Annotated in this window: 17 protein-coding genes and 2 pseudogenes; 17 read left to right on the plus strand and 2 right to left on the minus strand. The window is 63.1% G+C overall.

Going from position 1 to position 20,267, the window contains the following annotated elements; all coding sequences use genetic code 11:
- Window positions 1-69 precede the first annotated feature (69 nt).
- The 12 genes from cobO to LT40_RS21910 all read left to right on the plus strand — a co-directional run bounded on the left by cobO (window position 70) and on the right by LT40_RS21910 (window position 10,291).
- Window positions 70-681 (plus strand): cob(I)yrinic acid a,c-diamide adenosyltransferase, encoded by a 612-nt coding sequence (gene cobO, locus LT40_RS06680; protein ID WP_043187959.1) that lies wholly within the window; start codon window positions 70-72, stop codon window positions 679-681.
- Window positions 678-2,015 carry a cobyrinic acid a,c-diamide synthase CobB gene (locus LT40_RS06685; RefSeq protein WP_043187960.1) on the plus strand — a complete coding sequence of 446 codons (1,338 nt, stop codon included), beginning with the start codon at window positions 678-680 and terminating at the stop codon, window positions 2,013-2,015. Before cobO ends, LT40_RS06685 begins: the two co-directional genes overlap by 4 nt.
- A complete protein-coding gene (gene bluB / locus LT40_RS06690) occupies window positions 2,008-2,655 on the plus strand; it encodes a 5,6-dimethylbenzimidazole synthase (RefSeq protein ID WP_043187962.1) in 648 nt (215 codons plus the stop codon). The genes LT40_RS06685 and bluB overlap by 8 nt, the downstream gene beginning before the upstream one ends.
- Window positions 2,652-3,560 carry an adenosylcobinamide-phosphate synthase CbiB gene (gene cbiB, locus LT40_RS06695; RefSeq protein ID WP_043187964.1) on the plus strand — a complete coding sequence of 303 codons (909 nt, stop codon included), beginning with the start codon at window positions 2,652-2,654 and terminating at the stop codon, window positions 3,558-3,560. The genes bluB and cbiB overlap by 4 nt, the downstream gene beginning before the upstream one ends.
- The gene (gene cobD / locus LT40_RS06700; RefSeq protein WP_043187967.1) at window positions 3,553-4,545 is read left to right on the plus strand and encodes a threonine-phosphate decarboxylase CobD; all 993 of its coding nucleotides are present in this window, start codon (window positions 3,553-3,555) and stop codon (window positions 4,543-4,545) included. Before cbiB ends, cobD begins: the two co-directional genes overlap by 8 nt.
- Complete coding sequence (locus tag LT40_RS06705; RefSeq protein WP_043187969.1) at window positions 4,542-6,008, plus strand: cobyric acid synthase; 1,467 nt, start codon at window positions 4,542-4,544, stop codon at window positions 6,006-6,008. Before cobD ends, LT40_RS06705 begins: the two co-directional genes overlap by 4 nt.
- A gap of 1 nt (window position 6,009) precedes the next feature.
- On the plus strand, window positions 6,010-6,531 hold the full coding sequence (cobU, locus tag LT40_RS06710) for a bifunctional adenosylcobinamide kinase/adenosylcobinamide-phosphate guanylyltransferase (RefSeq protein WP_043187970.1): 522 nt from the start codon (window positions 6,010-6,012) through the stop codon (window positions 6,529-6,531).
- On the plus strand, window positions 6,528-7,583 hold the full coding sequence (cobT, locus tag LT40_RS06715; RefSeq protein ID WP_043187972.1) for a nicotinate-nucleotide--dimethylbenzimidazole phosphoribosyltransferase: 1,056 nt from the start codon (window positions 6,528-6,530) through the stop codon (window positions 7,581-7,583). The genes cobU and cobT overlap by 4 nt, the downstream gene beginning before the upstream one ends.
- Window positions 7,580-8,152, plus strand: a complete 573-nt coding sequence (gene cobC, locus LT40_RS06720; RefSeq protein ID WP_043187974.1) for an alpha-ribazole phosphatase family protein — start codon at window positions 7,580-7,582, stop codon at window positions 8,150-8,152. Before cobT ends, cobC begins: the two co-directional genes overlap by 4 nt.
- A 2-nt stretch (window positions 8,153-8,154) precedes the next feature.
- Window positions 8,155-8,874, plus strand: a complete 720-nt coding sequence (locus LT40_RS06725) for an adenosylcobinamide-GDP ribazoletransferase (RefSeq protein ID WP_043187977.1) — start codon at window positions 8,155-8,157, stop codon at window positions 8,872-8,874.
- Between the two features lie 86 nt (window positions 8,875-8,960).
- On the plus strand, window positions 8,961-10,169 hold the full coding sequence (locus tag LT40_RS06730; RefSeq protein WP_043187982.1) for an MFS transporter: 1,209 nt from the start codon (window positions 8,961-8,963) through the stop codon (window positions 10,167-10,169).
- Window positions 10,166-10,291, plus strand: coding sequence for a hypothetical protein (locus tag LT40_RS21910; RefSeq protein WP_272945806.1), 126 nt, complete (start codon window positions 10,166-10,168; stop codon window positions 10,289-10,291). The genes LT40_RS06730 and LT40_RS21910 overlap by 4 nt, the downstream gene beginning before the upstream one ends.
- A gap of 54 nt (window positions 10,292-10,345) precedes the next feature.
- Here the strand turns inward: LT40_RS21910 and LT40_RS06735 are convergent, their stop codons facing one another.
- Complete coding sequence (locus LT40_RS06735) at window positions 10,346-11,608, minus strand: OmpP1/FadL family transporter (protein ID WP_043187985.1); 1,263 nt, start codon at window positions 11,606-11,608, stop codon at window positions 10,346-10,348.
- A gap of 428 nt (window positions 11,609-12,036) precedes the next feature.
- Entirely contained in the window at window positions 12,037-12,258 is a 222-nt protein-coding gene (locus tag LT40_RS06740) for a hypothetical protein (protein WP_043187988.1), read from the minus strand.
- Window positions 12,259-13,133: 875 nt separating this feature from the next.
- Between LT40_RS06740 and LT40_RS21970 the strand changes: the two are divergent.
- The 5 genes and pseudogenes from LT40_RS21970 to LT40_RS06760 all read left to right on the plus strand — a co-directional run.
- A pseudogene (locus LT40_RS21970) lies at window positions 13,134-13,820 on the plus strand (PAS domain-containing protein); the annotation flags it as partial.
- 102 nt (window positions 13,821-13,922) lie between these two features.
- Window positions 13,923-14,351 (plus strand): annotated as a pseudogene (locus LT40_RS21975) (methyl-accepting chemotaxis protein); the annotation flags it as partial.
- Between the two features lie 69 nt (window positions 14,352-14,420).
- On the plus strand, window positions 14,421-14,927 hold the full coding sequence (gene msrA / locus LT40_RS06750) for a peptide-methionine (S)-S-oxide reductase MsrA (protein WP_043187995.1): 507 nt from the start codon (window positions 14,421-14,423) through the stop codon (window positions 14,925-14,927).
- A gap of 409 nt (window positions 14,928-15,336) precedes the next feature.
- Window positions 15,337-17,553 carry a TonB-dependent siderophore receptor gene (locus LT40_RS06755; protein WP_043188000.1) on the plus strand — a complete coding sequence of 739 codons (2,217 nt, stop codon included), beginning with the start codon at window positions 15,337-15,339 and terminating at the stop codon, window positions 17,551-17,553.
- Window positions 17,554-17,799: 246 nt separating this feature from the next.
- The gene (locus tag LT40_RS06760) at window positions 17,800-20,196 is read left to right on the plus strand and encodes a TonB-dependent siderophore receptor (protein WP_043188002.1); all 2,397 of its coding nucleotides are present in this window, start codon (window positions 17,800-17,802) and stop codon (window positions 20,194-20,196) included.
- Window positions 20,197-20,267: the final 71 nt, after the last annotated feature.

Consider the following 20,267-nt stretch of genomic DNA (forward strand, 5'->3'; position numbering starts at 1 on the left):
CACTGCCTGGCCCACCGGCCGCGGTGTCGCGTCGATGCTGCCTGCGCGCAGGTGTAGCGGAGAGCCACCATGAACGAAACAGCCGAGCGCGACGCCCGTCATCTGGCGCGCATGTTGCGCAAGAAAGCCGTCATCGACGAGCGCATCGCCAATTCCCCCAATCAATGTGGCTTGCTGCTGGTGCTCAGCGGCAACGGCAAGGGCAAGAGCAGCTCGGCCTTCGGCATGCTTGCGCGGGCCATGGGGCATGACCTGCAATGCGGCGTGGTGCAGTTCATCAAGGGACGCAACAGAACCGGCGAGGAGCTGTTCTTCCGACGCTTCCCCGAGCAGGTGCGCTACCACGTGATGGGCGAAGGCTTCACCTGGGAAACCCAGGACCGCCAGCGTGACATCGTGGCCGCCGAAGCGGCCTGGGAAGTGTCCAGGCAGATGCTGCGCGATCCGACCATCGGCCTGGTGGTGCTCGACGAGCTCAATATCGCCCTCAAGCATGGTTATCTCGACCTGGACACGGTGCTGGGCGATCTGCAGGCGCGTCCACCCATGCAGCATGTGATCGTCACCGGTCGCGGCGCCAAGCCCGAGCTGATCGAGCTGGCCGACACGGTGACCGAAATGGGCATGATCAAGCATGCGTTCCAGGCCGGCATCCGTGCCCAGAAGGGCATCGAGCTATGACCGAACCGCGCCAGTGCCCGGCGGTGCTGATTGCCGCGCCGGCCTCCGGGCAGGGCAAGACCACCGTCACCGCCGCCCTGGCGCGCCTGCATCGCAACCAGGGCCGGCGCGTGCGGGTCTTCAAATGCGGGCCGGACTTTCTCGATCCGATGATCCTGGCCAGGGCCAGCGGCGCCCCGGTCTATCAACTGGACATGTGGATGGTCGGCGAGCAGGACAGTCGACGGCTGCTGTGGGAAGCGGCGCAGGAAGCCGACATCATCCTCATCGAAGGGGTCATGGGCCTGTTCGACGGCACGCCGTCGAGCGCTGACCTGGCGCGTCATTTCGGCGTTCCGGTGCTAGCGGTGATCGACGGCACGGCCATGGCGCAAACCTTTGGCGCGCTGGCGTTGGGGTTGGCCTGTTACCAGCCCGACCTGCCGTTCGCCGGGGTGCTGGCCAACCGGGTCGGTACGGTACGCCATGCGCAGTTGCTCGAAGGTAGCCTGACCCAGGGTCTGCGCTGGTACGGCGCTTTGTCCCGGGAAACCGGGATCGAATTGCCGAGCCGCCACCTGGGCCTGGTGCAAGCCAGTGAGCTCAACGACCTGGACACCCGGCTGGATGCCGCCGCCGCGGCCCTGGCGCAGACCTGTGAAGTGGCGTTGCCACCGGCGGTCACCTTTGCCGCACCGGTCGAGCACAGGGTCGCGCGCCTGCTCGACGGCGTGCGCATCGCCGTGGCGCGCGACGCTGCCTTTGCATTCGTCTATGACGCCAGCCTGGACGTGCTTCGCAACATGGGCGCCGAGCTGGTGTTCTTCTCGCCGCTGCACGATGCGCACCTGCCTGCGTGCGACAGCCTTTACCTACCTGGCGGCTATCCGGAGCTGCATCATCTGGCGCTCGCCGCCAATGAATCGATGCTTGCCGACATTCGCGCCCATCATGCGGCCGACAAACCCTTGCTGGCCGAATGTGGCGGCATGCTCTACCTGCTCGATGCGCTGACCGATGTCGACGGCGCGCGTGCCGAGTTACTGGGGTTGCTGCCGGGCGAGGCGGTGATGCAGAAGCGCCTGGCCGCCCTGGCGTTGCAGGCGGTGGAGCTGCCGGAAGGCGTCTTGCGTGGGCACACCTACCATCACTCGCTGACCAGCACCCAACTGCAGCCGATCGCTCGCGGCGTGAGCCCCAATGGCGGGCGTGGTGCCGAGGCGGTATACCGCCAGGGGCGAATGACGGCTTCCTACGTGCATTTCTATTTTCCTTCAAATCCTGCGGCAGTGGCGGCGCTGTTCGCGCCCGATCTTCACCTCGACGCACAGGCGAACGAGCCGACTGATGAGTGAGCCCTACAGCGACAGCGAGCGCGCCGCGATCTACCGGGTGATCGCCGAGCGCCGCGACATGCGCCATTTCATCGGCGGCGACGTGCCCCCGGCGCTGCTCGCGCGGCTGCTGGCGGCTGCCCACCAAGGGCCCAGTGTCGGCCTGATGCAACCGTGGCGCTTCGTCCGCATCAGCGACCGGGCGTTGCGCAGCCGTATCCAGGCGTTGGTCGAAGATGAGCGACTGCGCACCGCGCAGGCCATGGGCGAGCGCTCGGACCAATTCATGCAGCTCAAGGTCGAGGGCATCAACGACTGTGCCGAGGTGCTGGTGGCCGCGCTGATGGACGATCGCGAGCGCCATGTCTTTGGCCGCCGCACGCTGCCGGAAATGGACCTGGCCTCGGTTTCCTGCGCCATCCAGAACCTGTGGCTGGCCGCTCGCGCCGAGGGTCTGGGCATGGGCTGGGTGTCGCTGTTCGATCCGCAGGCCCTGGCCGCGGTACTGGGCATGCCCGCCGGTGCCAAGCCGGTGGCGGTGCTGTGCCTGGGGCCGGTCGAGCAGTTCTACGAAGCGCCCATGCTGGAATTGCAGGGTTGGGCAGCAGGCCAGCCACTCGAACAGATGCTGTATGAAAACCAGTGGGGACAGTCGTTGTGAGTATTGCGTTGATGACAGTGGCCGGGGTCGCCCTCGATGCCCTGTTGGGCGAGCCGCGTAAGCACCATCCGCTGGTTGCCTTTGGCCGTCTGGCCAATCGCATCGAAGCGCGCTTCAACCGCGCCGGGCGCGGCTGGCGCAGCCACGGAGTCACTGCCTGGTTTGTGGCCGTGGTGCCCTTGACCCTGCTGGCGACCGTGCTGTCCTGGCTGCCGCTGGTGGGCTGGCTGGTCGAGATTTTCGCGCTGTACCTGGCGCTGGGCATGCGCAGCCTGGGTGAGCACGTGATGCCCGTGGCCCAGGCGCTGCGCAGCGACGACCTGGACGCTGCGCGTCAGCGCGTCGGCTACCTGGTCAGTCGCCAGACCGAAGAGCTCGACGCCGAAGCGGTAGCCCGCGCCGGCACTGAGTCGGTACTCGAAAACGGCAGTGACGCGGTGTTCGCAGCTATCTTCTGGTTCGTCGTGGCTGGCGCACCCGGTGTCGTCCTCTATCGATTGAGCAATACCCTGGACGCCATGTGGGGCTACCGCAACGAGCGCTTCGAGCGATTCGGCTGGGCTGCGGCGCGCATCGACGACATGCTCAACTACATTCCGGCGCGTTTGGTTGCGCTGACCTACGCGGTCTTGGGCAAGACCCGTCTGGCCGTGCGCTGCTGGCGCAAACAGGCCCCGCTGTGGGACAGCCCCAACGCCGGCCCGGTGATGGCGGCGGGCGCCGGCGCGCTCGGTGTGCAGCTGGGTGGCCCGGCGATCTATCACGGCGAACTGCATGAGCGCGCCGTGCTGGGCGAAGGCGCGCCCGCCGACGCCGACGCCATCGAGCGCGGTTGGCAGCTGGTCCAGCACGGTGTGTGGCTGTGGCTGTTGGTACTGTGCCTGGGAGGCTTGATCGATGCTTGAGCATGGAGGGCGTTTGCGCCAGGCAGTGGTCGAATACGGCATTGCCGAAGCGGACTGGGTCGACCTGTCTACCGGCATCGCACCTTGGCCTTTTCCCATACCCGACATCCCGACCCGCGCCTGGGCGCGGCTGCCGGAAAACGAAGACGGTCTGGAAGAGGCTGCGCGCGGCTATTACGGTTTCGAGCAGGTGTTGCCGGTGCCGGGTTCGCAAGCCGCGATCCAGACTCTGCCGCGCCTGCGCCGCAGTGGTCGGGTAGGGGTGCTGTCGCCGTGCTACGCCGAACACGCCGAAGGCTGGCGCCAGGCCGGGCATCTGGTTCGGGAAATCAACGAAGAGGAGGTCGAGCATTTCATCGACAGCCTCGATGTGCTTGTCGTCGTCAACCCGAACAACCCCACTGGCCGGTTGCTGCCGGCCGAACGCCTGCTGGCCTGGAATGCGCGCCTCAACTGTCGCGGCGGCTGGCTGGTGGTCGATGAAGCGTTCATGGACAACACACCACAGGCCAGTCTGGCACGGCACGGAACCCAGCCCGGACTGATCGTGCTGCGCTCGTTCGGCAAGTTCTTCGGCCTGGCGGGTGTGCGCTTGGGCTTCGTCCTGGGCGAGGCGCGCCTGCTGCGTGCGCTGGCCGACCTCATCGGGCCCTGGGCGGTAAGCGGGCCGACGCGCCGGCTGGGCCAGGAGTGCCTGCTCGATCAAGCGGCGCAGCAGGCACAGATCACTCGCTGTGCACTGGCCAGCGAGCGCCTCGCACAGTGCCTGCGACGCTACGACCTGGCACCCCAGGGTGGCTGCGCACTGTTCCAGTCGGTTTCCTGCGAGCAGGCCGAGCAACTGCAAGCGTTTCTGGCTCGCCGCGGCATACTGGTGCGGCTGTTCAAGCAGGACAGCCGCCTGCGTTTCGGCCTGCCGGCAGGCGAAAGCGATTGGGCGCGCTTCGAAGCGGCCCTGAGCGAATATCGGGAGCAAACGCCATGAGCACATTGATGGTCCAGGGCACGACGTCCGATGCTGGCAAAAGCACCCTGGTCACCGCGCTGTGCCGCTGGCTGACCCGCCAGGGCGTGGCGGTGGTGCCGTTCAAGCCGCAGAACATGGCGCTCAACAGCGCGGTCACCGCCGACGGCGGCGAGATAGGTCGCGCCCAGGCCGTGCAGGCCCAGGCCGCCTACCTGCAACCGCACACCGACATGAATCCGGTGCTGCTCAAGCCCAACAGCGACACCGGTGCCCAGGTGATCATTCACGGTCGCGCCGTGACCAGCATGAACGCGGTCGCCTATCACGACTACAAGGCCATCGCCATGCAGGCGGTAATGGCCTCACACCAGCGTCTGAGTGGCAATTACGCAGTGGTGATGGTCGAGGGCGCCGGCTCGCCAGCGGAAATCAACCTGCGTGCCGGCGACATCGCCAACATGGGCTTTGCCGAGGCGGTCGACTGCCCGGTGCTGCTGATCGCCGACATCAACCGCGGCGGTGTGTTCGCCCACCTGGTCGGCACGCTGGAATTGCTCTCGCCCAGTGAGCAGGCCCGGGTCCAGGGCTTCATCATCAACCGCTTTCGCGGTGACATCGCCTTGCTCCAGCCAGGTCTGGATTGGCTGGAAGCGCGTACCGGCAAACCGGTGATCGGCGTGCTGCCCTATGTGATGGACCTGCACCTGGAAGCCGAAGACGGCCTGGATCGACGTCAGTCAGACAAGGCCGACAGAGTGCTCAAGGTCATCGTGCCCGTGCTGCCACGCATCAGCAACCACACCGATTTCGACCCGTTGCGCCTGCACCCACAGGTCGACCTGCAATTCATCGGCGTGGGCGATGACATCCCGCCAGCTGACCTGATCATCCTGCCTGGTTCCAAAAGCGTGCGCGCCGACTTGGCTCACCTGAGGGCCCAGGGCTGGGAAGAGGCGATCACTCGCCACCTGCGTTATGGCGGCAAAGTGCTGGGGATCTGCGGCGGACTGCAGATGCTCGGTACTCGCATCGACGATCCGCTGGGGCTCGAAGGCGCCGCTGGTTCCAGCGCCGGCCTGGGCCTGCTTGAGTTCACCACTCAACTGCATGCGGAAAAACAACTGCGCAACGTGACCGGCCAACTGACCCTCGAGGACGCTGCCGTCAGCGGCTACGAGATTCACGCTGGCGTCACCGTGGGCACTGCACTCGAGCGCCCGGCCGTCCACCTGAGCGATGGTCGTAGCGACGGTGCGATCAGCGCGGACGGGCAGATCCTCGGCACCTACCTGCACGGCCTGTTCGAAGCACCGCAGTCATCGGTGGCATTGCTGCGCTGGGCGGGGCTTGCCGATGTGCAATCGGTGGATTACCACGCCTTGCGCGAAGCCGACATCGAGCGTCTGGCCGATCTGGTCGAACAGCACCTGGACACCACCCGGCTGCGCGAGCTGTGTGGCCTTACCGGCGGGAGTGACTGAAATGCTGCAACTGATTCTCGGCGGCGCCCGCTCCGGCAAGAGCCGCCTGGCCGAACGACTGGCTGCCGACAGCCAGCTTGACGTGATCTACATCGCTACGAGCCAACCGCTGGACGGCGAGCTCAACCAGCGTGTGGCCCTGCACCGCGAGCGCCGTCCCGAGCACTGGGGGCTGGTGGAAGAGCCCTTGGCCCTGGCCAGCGTGCTGCGTGCGCAGGCACGCACCGATCGCTGCCTGCTGGTCGATTGCCTGACCCTGTGGCTGACCAATCTGCTCATGCTCGACGATGCGCAGCGGTTAAATGCCGAGCGCGAGGCACTGCTCGAAACCCTGTCCAGCCTGCCGGGTGAAATCCTCTTCGTCAGCAACGAAACCGGCCTGGGCGTAGTGCCCATGGGCGAGCTGACCCGGCGCTTCGTCGACGAGGCCGGCCTGCTGCACCAGGCCCTGGCCGAACGCTGCGAGCGGGTGGTGTTCACCGTTGCCGGCCTCCCCATGATCTTGAAAGGACCTGCGTTATGAATTCAGCCTGGTGGCTGCAACCTGCTCGTGCAGCCGATGCCCACATTCATCGCGAAGCGCTGGAGCGCCAGCAGCAATTGACCAAGCCGGCCGGCTCGCTGGGCACTCTCGAACAAGCGGCGGTGCAGCTGGCTGCCCTGCAAGGCCGGCTCAAGCCCTCGGTGGAGCAGGTCTGGATCGCAGTGTTCGCGGCCGATCACGGCATCGTCGCCGAGGGTGTCTCGCCCTATCCCCAGGAAGTCACCGGGCAAATGGTGCACAACTTCGTCAACGGCGGGGCGGCCATCAGTGTGTTGGCCCGTCGACTGCAGGCACGCCTGGAAGTGGTGGACCTGGGCACCGTCACGCCCTTGGGCGATCTGCCCGGCGTGCAACACGTGCGCATCGCCGCTGGTACGCGCAACTTCATCGACACTGCGGCAATGACCGTCGAGCAGGGCGTTCAGGCGTTGCAAGCCGGTCGCGACAGCGTGCTGCGCGCCAAGGCTGCGGGTACCGAGCTGTTCATCGGCGGTGAGATGGGCATCGGCAATACCACCTCGGCCACCGCCCTGGCCTGCGCCTCGCTGGCCTGCGCCGTGGCCGACCTCACAGGGCCGGGCACCGGCCTGGACGCTGCCGGTGTGGCGCACAAGGTGCAGGTCATCGAGCAGGCCCTCAGGGCCCACGCGGACCTGCCCGACGAACCGTTGCAACGCTTGTTCTGCTTCGGCGGCTTCGAAGTCGCCGCCCTGGTCGGCGCCTACCTGGCGTGTGCCCAGGAAGGCATTGCGGTCCTGGTCGACGGCTTCATCTGCAGTGTCGCGGCGCTGGTCGCGGTGCAACTGAACCCCTCCATTCGGCCCTGGTTGCTGTTCGGTCACAATGGCGCCGAACCGGGTCATCGTCATGTCCTCGCCGCCCTCGATGGGCAGCCGCTGCTGCAACTCGGTTTACGCCTGGGTGAAGGCAGCGGCGCGGCATTGGCCGTGCCGTTGTTGCGCCTGGCCTGCGATCTGCACGGGCAGATGGCGACCTTCGCCGAAGCGGCCGTCGCGGACCGTCCGGCATGACCCTGCACCTGGATCTGCTGCGCCATGGAGAAACCGAGATCGGCGGCTTTCGCGGCAGCCTTGATGACGCCCTGACCGAGCGCGGTTGGGCCCAGTTGCAGGCTGCGGTCGCCGAGCGATCCGGCTGGGATCGCATCGTCAGCTCGCCGCTGCAGCGCTGCGCACGCTTTGCCCAGGTCCTGGCCGAACAGCGTGGGCTGTCGCTCAGTCTCGACGCCGACCTGCAGGAGCTGCATTTCGGCGCCTGGGAAGGCTTGAGCGCGGCGCAATTGATGCAGACCGATGAAGCCGGCCTGGGCCTGTTCTGGAACGATCCCTACGCGTTCACGCCGCCCGACGGCGAGCCCATGCTGGATTTCTCCGCGCGCATCCATGCCGCGTTGCGCAGGCTGCACCTGCAATATCCAGGCGAGCGGTTGCTGCTGGTGGTGCACGGCGGGGTCATGCGCCTGTTGCTGGCCGAAGCACGCGGCCTGCCACGCGAACAGCTGCTTCACGTCGAGGTCGCACACGCTGCCTTGTTCAGTGTGGTGGTGGCAGCCGACGGCAGCCTGAGCGAGCCGTCCTGAGCATGCTGCCCTTCTGGATCGCCTTGCAGTTTCTCAGCAGCTTGCCGGTGCGCCTGCCAGGCATGCCCAGCCCGGAGGCTTTAGGTCGCTCGTTGTTGTTCTATCCGGCCGTGGGGCTGCTGTTCGGCGTGCTCCTGTGGGTCGCCAATGCGCTGCTCGCCGGAACGCCATTGCTCCTGCACGCAGCGCTGTTGCTGGCGCTATGGGTGGTGCTCAGCGGTGGCCTGCACCTGGACGGTCTGGCCGACAGCGCCGATGCTTGGCTGGGTGGCTTCGGCGATCGTGAACGCACCCTGCTGATCATGAAAGACCCGCGCAGCGGACCCATGGCCGTGGTGACGCTGGTGCTGGTGCTGCTGCTCAAGTTCTGCGCGCTGCTGGCCTTGCTCGAGCAGGGCCAGCAGGCAGCGCTGCTCATGGCCCCGGTGTTGGCACGGGCAGCCATGCTCGGCCTGTTCATGGGCACGCCCTACGTGCGTGCCGGTGGGCTGGGCCAGGCCTTGGCCGACCATTTGCCGCGTGGCGCCGGAAGCTGGGTTTTGGCCGCGGTTGCGTTCGCCAGTCTCGGGTTCTGCGGGTTCTGGATCAGCCTCTCGGTGCTGGTGGGCTTCATGGCGTTGCGGCGGCAGATGATCCGGCGCCTGGGTGGCACCACCGGCGACACCGCCGGTGCCATGCTCGAGTTGCTTGAATTACTGGTCCTGCTCGCCGCTGCACTGTAGACAGTGCTTTGCAGAAGGCTGCCTGTGAGCCCGTGAACAGGCATACAATCGAGCGGCCTGTCCCCTCATGCCTGGAGCACACAATAATGACATCGGTATGGCGTACCAGCGGCTGGGTTCTGCTCGGCGCAGCCTTGATCCTCGCTCTGTCTCTGGGCATTCGCCACGGCTTCGGCCTGTTCCTGGCGCCCATGAGTGCGGAATTCGGCTGGGGCAGGGGCGTATTCGCCCTGGCCATCGCCCTGCAGAACCTGATCTGGGGTTTGGCCCAACCGTTTGCCGGTGCCCTGGCAGATCGTTTCGGCGCCGGCCGGGTCGTGGCGCTGGGTGGTGTGCTGTACGCGGTCGGCCTGGGCTGCATGGGCCTGGCCGACTCCGAGTTGAGCCTGAGCCTAAGCGCAGGCCTGTTGATCGGGTTGGGGCTTTCCGGTACATCCTTTTCGGTGATTCTTGGGGTGGTCGGACGAGCCTTGCCCGCCGAGCACCGCAGCATGGGCATGGGGATCGCCAGCGCGGCCGGCTCCTTCGGCCAGTTCGCGATGCTGCCAGGCACCCTTGGCCTCATCAGCTGGCTGGGCTGGTCGACGGCCCTGCTGGTGATGGGCGTGCTGGTGGCGTTCATCGTCCCCTTGGTGCGCATGCTCAAGGACCGGCCATTGCCACCTCAGGGCCAAGACCAGAGCCTGGGCCAGGCGCTGCGCGAAGCCTGCGGTCATTCAGGGTTCTGGCTGTTGGCACTGGGTTTTTTCGTGTGTGGTTTTCAGGTGGTGTTCATTGGCGTTCACCTGCCTTCGTATCTGGTCGACCAGCATCTTCCCGCGAGTGTGGGTACCACGGTGCTGGCGTTGATCGGCCTGTTCAATATCTTCGGCACCTACACCGCCGGCTGGCTGGGCGGGCGCTTTTCCAAGCCGCGCCTGCTCACTGCGCTGTACCTGCTGCGGGCCGTGGTGATCGTGCTGTTCCTGTGGTTCCCAGTGACGACCTTCAGTGCCTGCCTGTTTGGCATGGCAATGGGCTTGCTCTGGCTGTCCACGGTTCCCTTGACCAATGGCACGGTGGCGACCCTGTTCGGTGTGCGCAATCTGTCGATGCTGGGTGGCATCGTGTTCCTCTTCCATCAGTTGGGCGCGTTTCTGGGCGGCTGGCTGGGTGGCCTGGTCTACGATCACACCGGCAGCTATGACCTGGTCTGGCAGCTGTCGATCGCATTGAGCCTGCTCGCCGGGGTGCTCAACTGGCCGGTGCGAGAGCGGCCGGTTGCCAGGCTGCAGGCACAGGGAGTGATGTCGTGAACAGGCTTCAAACCCTGAAGCTGGCGGCGGTGGCCTTGCTTATGGCTTTACTGGGTGTAGCCTGGTGGGGCTGGCAGCAGGGCGGCCTGGCTCTGTTGCAGTTGAACATGAGCCTGTGCTGAACCTGACATGAAAAAGCCCCGAACCAGTCGGGGCTTTTCGTGTTGGCCGATCGATCAGAATCGATAGGTCACTGAAGTACCGAAGCCATGTGCACTGTTCTCGTACTTGGCCTGGTAGGCACCCTTGGTGGCGCTGACCAGATTGATCTTCGTGTCTTCTTCCTTCAGGTAGGAATAGGCGAAGTCGAAGGTCAGGTCGTCCGTCGGGCTCCAGCCAGCACCCAGGCTGAGGATGGCGCGGTCGCCCGTCGGGATGCGTGGCGAACGGTTGGTGTTGTTGGTCGGCGACTGGTCGACCGAAAAGCCCGTGCGCAGCGTCCACTGCTTGTTCAGCTTGTAGGCGGCGCCCACGGCATGGGACCAGGTGTCGTGCCAGTTCTGTTCTTCGGTAATGGTGCCGATCGAGGAGCGCAGCGCGGCAGGCACGCCGTCGTTTTCGACCGAAATTTCCTTCAGGCGGCTCCAACGGGTCCAGGTGCTGCCTGCGTACAGGGTCCAGTCCTGGTTGAGTTCGTGGGTGACCGAGAAGTCCACCGACTCAGGCGTGTCGATGTCCAGCGATGCATCGTACTTGCTGCCGTTGAACGGCCCGAACCCCGAACCTTCGACCTTGGTATGGCCGTCCAGCTTGTACTTGACCTTGGAGTGGTAGGTCAGGCCCACGCGGGTATCATCAGTGGCCTGAACGAGCACGCCGACGTTGAAGCCCACGGCGGTATCGTCGCCCTTGATCTTGACTTCGCCGTCGTTGCGGCCTGGCGTCGCGCGGTTCAGCGTGGCCGACGTCAGCTCGCCTTCAAGGCGGTTGAAGGTTGGACCGAAGCCGATCGATACACGCTCGTTGAAGGCATAGCTGACGGTAGGCTGCAGCGTGACGACGGCCACATGGCTCTTGTCGCCCCAGTAGCGTCCGGCAAAACCGCTTTCATAGTCGGTAACCAGACCGAAAGGCGCGTAGAGGCCGAAACCGACGGTCCAGTTGTCATCCAGGGGTTTGACGTAGTAGCCCATCGGGACGCCGACGAACGGGACCATGTCGCCGTCGTTGCTGCCGCCGAAGGTTCCACGTCCGCTGATGTCGGTCTTGGCAACGATGGCTGCGGCGCCGACGCTCACTTGTTCGCGCTTGATGCGCGACATGCCGGCAGGGTTGCCATAGACGGTACTGGCGTCTTCGGCAGAGGACGAGCGACCGGCAAATCCGGTACCCATTCCGCTGACGCTTTGTTCGTTGAGCGCGAAACCGGCAGCGTAGAGTTGGCCGGTTGCCAAGGTGACAGCGAGGCCGAGAGTGGTCTTGAGCATTAGTCTTTTCATTGTTTTAACTCTAGGGGGGCACTGAGGCGCAAGCTACCAACATTTTCACCGCAACGCTATAGCCTGAAACACTCCGGCTAGAGCGGTTTTGTAGGACAATCCGACGAGATTTCCTGTCGCTTTGAACAGTTCGCGAGTTCCGCTGTCGGCGTCCCCCTTGTGCCACGGGCGCGAGCTGGGATTGGACAGATCAGACCGAGCCGTCTAGACCGGCCTTCGAAGGGTGTTTTCAGACGAAAATAAATGACGTCAGTTTTTCGCCGTTGCGAACTCGGCACTCGGTAAAGGTTCAATCGCGCACTGTACGGCCTGTAACGTGTGTTTACAGTTGGCCGTCACGAATGGCTGCAATGCCCTGTACGCCCAGTCGAATCCCAGACATGAAAAAGCCCCGAACGGTCGGGGCTTTTTCGGTATCGCCGCAGCGATCAGGCAACCAGTGCCTGACGCGTGCGATCGATCACGGCCTGCAGGGGTTCGGCACTGGAGTACTGTTCCGGGTACAGGCGTTCGCTGTGACGGGCGATGCCGTGTTCATTGACGACGGTGAAGCTGAAGCAGCCTTTGCGAGCGGCCATGATCAGGCAGTTCATCGGAGCGAAGGCATGGGTGAGGGTGCGGATAGCATCCTGAGTATGGATATGAGTCATGTTGTTGTGTGTTCCTGCAATGGTCACGACTTGGAGCCGTGATCGATAAAAACGTTCCAGTAACGCGGGCCTTTTGGCCGGGCGAAGAACCTGTCTGGAACAAGACAGCCAGTGAACAGCGCCTTATCGATTTGGCTGTTGGGCTGACTGGTAGGTACTTAGGAGGGCAGGCAACATTCCGGGCTAAGGTTCGGGGCCCTGGATGCAGATCCTGATCAATCGTAGGTTGGTCGGGGCAGAGTAATTCGCTTGATGCCGGACTTGTGCGCAAGTCGCGGGGCGTTACCTGGAGACCATCGTGTTGGTCGATCCCGTGTGAACAGGGGTGTCGACCTGAATTGACTTTCAGCTTGGTACTAACGGGTCGAAGACTATCGCAGTTCTTGTGGATCGCGCAAGCCTTATCGCAAAAGAATAGGTCGTCGCCGTAAAACCGATGCAAGTGCAGGCCTGGGTGGCAAGAGTGTAGAAAAAGATGTCTACAGGGCCCTGAGATCCAGCTGCCATCATGGCTACTCGTTATGACTGACTTAAGTCAATGAAAAAAAACGTCTTTTCGAGTTGGTGAAAAAATCGACAGTTTGACTTCAGGCCCCATTCCATACGGGTTTGCGAGGGGCGGGGGGGTGTTGTCCACTGACTTATCCACAGCTTCTGTGGATTGTCCCAGCGGCGCGCTCTAGGACGGGGTTGGCTCGTTCGGGAACGACAACATTTGCGCTGAAGGCCTAAACCCCTTGCCGATACCGCCGATAACACGCACATGACCCTGATGCCGGTGCCCTATGTTCAATAACAAACTCAAGCAGCAACTCAGCGCCCAAGCCGACGAGCTGGTCGAACTGCGCCAATTGGTCGCCGGCATGACCCATGAGATGCTCAGCCTGGACATCGATACTTCCCTGCGCATCATTGCCTGCAACGAGCTGTTCGCCGCAACCCTGGGCTATACCGAAGCGCAACTGATGGGCAGGCTGATGACCGATCTGGTTCCCAGCTACGTGACCAAACTGCCCTGCTACAACAATTTTCGCGCGGCGGTAGCGGCCGGCACGTCGGTGTCCGACAACTATCGTTACCTCAAGGCGGACGGCAGCCTGGTGTGGGTCAATGCACATTGGAAGCCGGTCAGGAACGCGGCAGGTGTGCTGATGCACATCAAGTGTTTTGCCACCGATGTCACCCAGAGCATGGAGAAAGCAGCAGAAAACGCCTCGTTCATCGACGCCTTGTTGCGCTCCACGGCTGTCATCGAGTTCGACTTGAAAGGCACCGTGCTGTCGGCCAACGACCAGTTCATGCGCGGGATGGGCTACACCCTGGCGCAGGTGCAAGGCAAACATCACCGCATGTTCTGCCACAGCGAGGAAGCCAATGCGCCGAGCTACAGCGAGTTCTGGGCTAACTTGAACCGCGGTGAATTCGTTGCCGGGCGTTTCAAACGACTCGACAGCATGGGCCGAACCATCTGGCTCGAGGCAACCTACAACCCGGTCTACGACACCGAAGGCAAGCTCTACAAGGTGGTCAAGTTCGCCACTGTTGTCACCGAGCAGGTCGAGCGCGAAGCCGAAGTCAATCAGGCCGCGCAGACCGCCTATGAGATTTCGCGCAGCACCGACATTAGTGCCCAGCGCGGTGCGGTGGTGGTGACCGATACCGTGCAGACCATGCGCAAGATCGCCGACGACATGCAGTCGGCGGCAAGCGGTGTGGAAGCGCTGGGCAAGCAATCGTTGCTGATCAGCTCGATCATTCAGACCATCAGCAGCATCGCGCAGCAGACCAACCTGCTGGCGCTGAACGCCGCCATCGAAGCGGCACGCGCTGGCGAGCAGGGCCGCGGATTCGCCGTGGTGGCCGACGAGGTCCGGCAATTGGCGGGCCGTACCAGCACCGCCACCGACGAGATCGCCTCGGTGGTGCAGCAGAACCAGGCGCTGGTCGATGGAACCGTGCGCGACATGGCCAACAGCAGGTTGCAGGCCGAACAGGGCGTCGAACTGGCCGGGCAGGCCGGTGACGTGATCGTCGAAATCCAGGACGGCGCGAAGAAAGTGGTGGAGGCGGTGGCCCGTTTCACCAACCTCTGACGGCCTGTACGGCGCCTTCGCAGCAGTTGTATTAGAATGGGCCACGTTCATTCAGCGAAGGTAATCGATATGACAGTCCAGACCGAAACCGCTCTGCTGGCGGGTGGCTGCTTCTGGGGCATGCAGGACCTGATTCGTCGTTATCCAGGGGTCCTGCAGACGCGCGTAGGGTACAGCGGAGGCGATATTGCCAACGCGACCTACCGCAACCACGGTACCCATGCCGAAGCCATCGAGATCGTGTTCGATCCCAGTGTGATCAGCTATCGCCAGATCCTCGAATTCTTCTTCCAGATCCACGACCCGTCCACGGCCAACCGCCAGGGCAACGACGTCGGCCTGAGCTACCGCTCGGCGATCTTCTATACCAGTGAAGAGCAGCAGCGTGTAGCGCTCGAAACCATCGCCGATGTCGACGCCTCGGATCTGTGGCCCGGCAAGGTGGTGACCGAACTGGCTCCGGCGGGCGATTTCTGGGAAGCCGAGCCCGAGCACCAGGACTACCTGGAACGCATTCCCAACGGCTACACCTGCCATTTCATACGTCCAGACTGGAAGCTGCCTACGCGCGGCTGATCTCGTCCCTCCGCTCACAAGAAACATCCAGACATAATTCCCCGGCCATGCCATTCAGCCATGCCGGGGCACTCGTTGTCGTCAGTCCCCTCGTAAGCTCGTTTTCGCAGTGCAGCCCACATCCGTCGTGCCTTCCAGGCTTCGCTCAGTCGATAGTTTCGACTTCTTTCACGGATGCATCCCGGCCAAACCCGCAAGCAGTGTTTTCGGATGATTATGATTGGCAAGCGGGAATCCCTGCCAGACGCTAAGAATTATCGTTTACATTTTTTTGACATTTGCATAGCCTTGCCCCGCTTCCGCATTCAACGCGGTTTCGCACACAAGTTTGCGCGGTTTCCTACAGCCCGCATTCGAGTTTTCGTCCGGGGGGGACGGACCGCCTTGTGTGGGTTCCTGAGGTCATGCCATGAATCATTTTCCGTTGCGCGGTATTGCGCTGTGCGTCTCTTTGTCCATCGTCGGCCTGGCCCAGGCTGCACCGACAGCGGTGGCCCCGCCTGCGCAACCGCCTGGCAAAGCGTCCTCGGGCACTGACTCCAGCGATACCGTGATCGAACTGGGCGCGACCGCCGTGTCGGCTGCCAGCAGTACCATCGCTGGTACGGCCACCACCGAGCATTCCGGTTCCTACACCACAGGCAGCATGAGCACCGCGACCAAGTTGCCGCTGTCGATCCGCGAAACGCCCCAGTCGGTCAGCGTCATCACGCGTCAGCGCATGGATGACCAGGGCATGAACGACCTCAACGACGTGGTCAAGTACGCGCCGGGTATCACGTTGCGCAAGTTCGGTGGCGACCGTCAGGCATTTCAGGCGCGTGGTTTTTCCATCGACAACATCATGTACGACGGCCTGCCGACCAGCATTGGCCAATTCACCCTGGACACCATTGCCGGCGCCGATCTGGCCCTGTACGACCGGGTTGAAGTGGTACGCGGCGCTACCGGCCTGATGACCGGCGCGGGCAGTCCTTCGGCGACGCTGAATCTGGTGCGCAAGCGGCCTACCGCTACGCCGCAGGTCAGCATCACCACCAGCGCCGGCACCTGGGATCGCTACCGCACACAAATCGATGCGTCGAATCGGCTCAATGAATCCGGCACGCTGCGTGGCCGGGTGGTGGCGGCCTACGAAGACGACAACAGCTACATCGACGAGCGCGAGAAGCAGCGTCAGACGTTCTATGGCGTCTTCGAAGCCGACCTGAGCGATGCGACCACCTGGACCCTGGGCGCTTCCAAGCAGCGTGATGACGCCACGTCGGACTGGGGCAGCCTGCCGTCCGGTCCGAATGGCGAAGACCTGCACCTTTCTCGCTCCACTTTCCTGAGTAACGACTGGGCCTATTGGGATCGGGACAACGTCAGCGTATTCACCGACGTCACCCATCGCTTCGACAACGGCTGGACAGCCAAGGCCGCCGCCGCGAAGATCTGGGCCGAGTCCAACACCTTCTCCAGTTACCTGACTGCCCCGCGCAATGGCGTCTACGGGCAGGCCACCGGCGCCTACGACACCACCGACGTGCAGACCAACGTGGATGCTTCCTTGGCCGGTCCTTTCCAATTGTTCGGCCGCGAGCATCAGTTGACCGTCGGTGCGAGTCGCCGTCAGGAAAAGTTCGACCAGACCGGTGGCTACTGGAACGACTCCACGCCCATCGACATCTACAATTTCGATCCGGGTGTCATCGCCAAGCCCTCGCGCACCCGTAGCGACTATCGCCTCTACGAGAGCAAGAACACCGCGACCGAGAAGGGCGTTTACGCTGCGGCACGCTTCAACCCGGTGGACCCGCTGCACATCATCGTCGGCAGCCGGGTCAGTTGGTACGACTACGACAATCGCTCGGCAATCGGCGACTACAAGGTCACCCAGGAAGTCACGCCCTACGCCGGCATCATCTACGACCTGAACGACACCTACTCGGTCTACGCCAGCTACACCGAGATCTTCAAGCCGCAGACGCAACAGGACGTGGGCGGCACGGTGCTGGATCCAATGACCGGTGAAAGCTACGAGATCGGCATCAAGGGTGAATATTTCGACGGTGGCCTCAACGCGTCCGTGGCCATGTTCGACATGACCCAGCAGAACCGTGCCTATGCCATTGCCGACCAGCCCGCCAGCTGCCGTGCGACCAACCGCACCTGTTACGAAGCCGCTGGCGAGGTTCGCAGCCGTGGGCTGGACACCGAGATCAGCGGTGCCTTCACGCCTAACTGGCAGTTCTCTGCGGCCTACACCCTGGTGCTCAGCCAGTACGTGAAAGACCGTACGTACGAGAAGGGCAATCTGTTCGCGCCCAACCAGCCCAAGCATCTTTTCAAGGCAGCGACCACTTACCAATTCGAGGGCGCTCTGGACAGACTGCGCATCGGTGCCGATGTACTGGCACAGAGCGCCACCTACGGTCGCGTCGGTCGCGGCCATGCCGAACAAGATTCCTACGCCGTGCTTGGCCTGATGGCCGGCTATCGTTTCGACGAGCACTGGGACGCACGGGTCAATTTCAACAACGTGCTGGACGAGAAGTACTGGCAGGGTATTCCTACGGCCACCGGCAGCGGCACCTACGGCGATCCGCGCAACCTGATGTTTTCGTTGAAATGGACGCTGTGATCCGGTGACCGGCGGGGCGGGCGTGCAATGCGCCTGCCCACTGTTGTGGGTGCGGACATTCACAACCGCATCCGGTTCCCAAACAACATAAATAATCATTTACAAAATTTTCACAACTAATTATCTTCTCCCGCGACCGCAGCCGAGTGGTCATGTCCGCAAGTTCGCCGCCGCGCCACGCCGCTGCGAGTCGCTGCCCAGGATGGGCGGACCGCCTTGCGATCCATTCCTAGGGCATCGATATTCATGACTGACTTTCCCCAACGCTCGCTGGCGCTCTGCGTCTCACTGTTCATCGCCGGCCTGGCGCAGGCCGCGCCGGTGGCTATCAACCTGCCCGCGCAACCGCTCGCCGACTCCCTGCAAACGCTCGCACAGGCCGGCGGCCTGCAAGTGGTCTACGAGCCAGCGGCAGTGGTAGGCAAGACGGCGCCGCGCCTGGCTGGACAGATGGAGCCAAGCGTTGCACTGCAGCGCCTGCTGGCGGGCAGTGGGCTGGTGGGGAGCGTGCAGGGCAATGTGGTCAGCGTGACTGCGCCGACGGTGGCGACGGGTAGTGCGATCGAATTGGGTGCCACTGCGGTTTCCGCCGCCAGCAGTTCGATCGCCGGCACGGCGACGACCGAACATTCCGGTTCCTACACCACCGGCAGCATGAGCACTGCGACCAAGCTACCGCTGTCGATCCGCGAAACGCCACAGTCGGTCAGTGTCATCACGCGTCAGCGCATTGAAGATCAAGGGCTGAACGACGTAAACGACGTAGTCAAATACGCGCCGGGCGTGACACTGCGCAAGTTCGGTGGCGATCGTCAGCAGTTTCTGGCGCGTGGCTTCACCATCGATAATCTGATGTATGACGGTCTGCCGACCATTCTCAGTACCTTCACCCAGGATACGTTGGCAGAGGCTGACCTGGCGATATACGACCACGTCGAGGTGGTACGCGGTGCCACCGGTTTGATGACCGGTTCCGGCAGCCCCTCGGCCACGCTGAATCTGGTACGCAAGCGCCCAACCGCCACTCCTCAGGTGAGTATCACTACCAGCGCAGGCAGTTGGGATCGTTATCGCACAGAGGTGGATGCGTCGAACAAGCTGAACGACTCCGGTACCGTTCGCGGTCGTGTGGTTGCAGCCTATCAGGATGACAAAAGCTATATCGACGAGCGCAACAAGCAGCGTCAAACCTTCTACGGCGTCCTCGAAGCTGATCTGAACGATTCGACTACCTGGACCATCGGTGCATCCAAGCAGCGCGACGATGCCACCTCGGATTGGGGCAGCCTGCCGTCCGGCTACAACGGTGAATACCTTGGCCTGCCGCGCTCTAGCTTTCTCAGCGGCGATTGGGCCTACTGGGATAGGGACAACGTCAGTGTCTTCACTGACCTGACCCACCGCTTCGACAATGGCTGGAACGCCCGCCTGGCCGGCTCGAAGATCTGGGCCGAGTCCAACACCTTCTCCAACTACCTGAGCTTTCCCTATCCCTACCTGGGCTCGGGCTATGAGCAAGGCGCCGGCCAGTACGACACCACCGACACCCAGACCAATCTGGACGGCTCGCTGTCCGGCCCTTTCCAGCTGTTCGGTCGCGAGCATGAATTGAGTGTCGGGGTGAGTCATCGTCAGGAGAAGTTCGACCAGACCGGCGGCTACTGGGCAGGGTATCCAGTGGACCCCTACAACATTCGTCCTGGGTTGGTGCCGAAGCCTTCAAGGGCCGATCGGTCTCCCTACGCCAGCAAGAACACCGCAACCGAAGACGCTGCCTATGCCGTCGCGCGCTTCAACCCGATCGATCCCTTGCACATCATCGTCGGCAGTCGGCTGAGCTGGTATGACTACGACAACCGTACTGGCCCCGGCGACTACAAAGTGACCCAGGAAGTCACGCCTTACGCGGGCGTGATCTACGACCTCAACGACACCTATTCGGTCTATGCGAGCTACACCGAAATCTTCAAACCACAAACCGAGCAGGACAGTGGCGGCTCGGTACTGGACCCGATGACTGGCAAGAGCTATGAGATCGGACTCAAGGGCGAGTACTTCGACGGTGCCTTGAATGCTTCCTTCGCGTTGTTCGACATGACTCAAGAAAACCGGGCTTACCTGCTCGGCAATCAGAACGCGTCCAATTGCGCAACGTTTCCCGCGACCAGTTGCTATGGTTCGGCCGGTGAAGTCCGCAGCCGTGGTATCGACACGGAAATCACCGGAGCACTTACCCCGAACTGGCAGTTCTCGGCCGCCTATACACTTATCCTCAGCCAGTACGTCAAGGACGCGGTCGAAAGCAACGAGGGTCGCAAGTTTGCGCCTGATCAGCCCAAGCATCTGTTCAAGGCGGCCACCAGCTACAACTTCGAGGGCGACCTGAACAAACTGCGCATCGGTGCAGACGTTATTGCTCAAAGCGATACCTTCAATCGGGTTGGCAGCGGCTATGCCACCCAGGACTCGTATGCTGTGGTTGGCTTGATGGCGGGCTACCGGTTCGACGAGCACTGGGACGGTCGCGTCAATTTCAACAACGTATTGGATGAGAAGTACTGGCAGGGCATTCCGACAGGTTCGGGCAGTGGTACCTACGGCGATCCACGCAATGTGATGTTCTCGCTGAAGTGGTCCCTCTAGAACCGGTCACTGGCATGGGTCTGAGGAAGGCCCATGGGGTGGATGCCGGTGTTTCGAGCGGAGCTGCGGAT

It is taken from the genome of Pseudomonas rhizosphaerae (assembly GCF_000761155.1).
Taxonomy (GTDB): Bacteria; Pseudomonadota; Gammaproteobacteria; order Pseudomonadales; family Pseudomonadaceae; genus Aquipseudomonas; species Aquipseudomonas rhizosphaerae.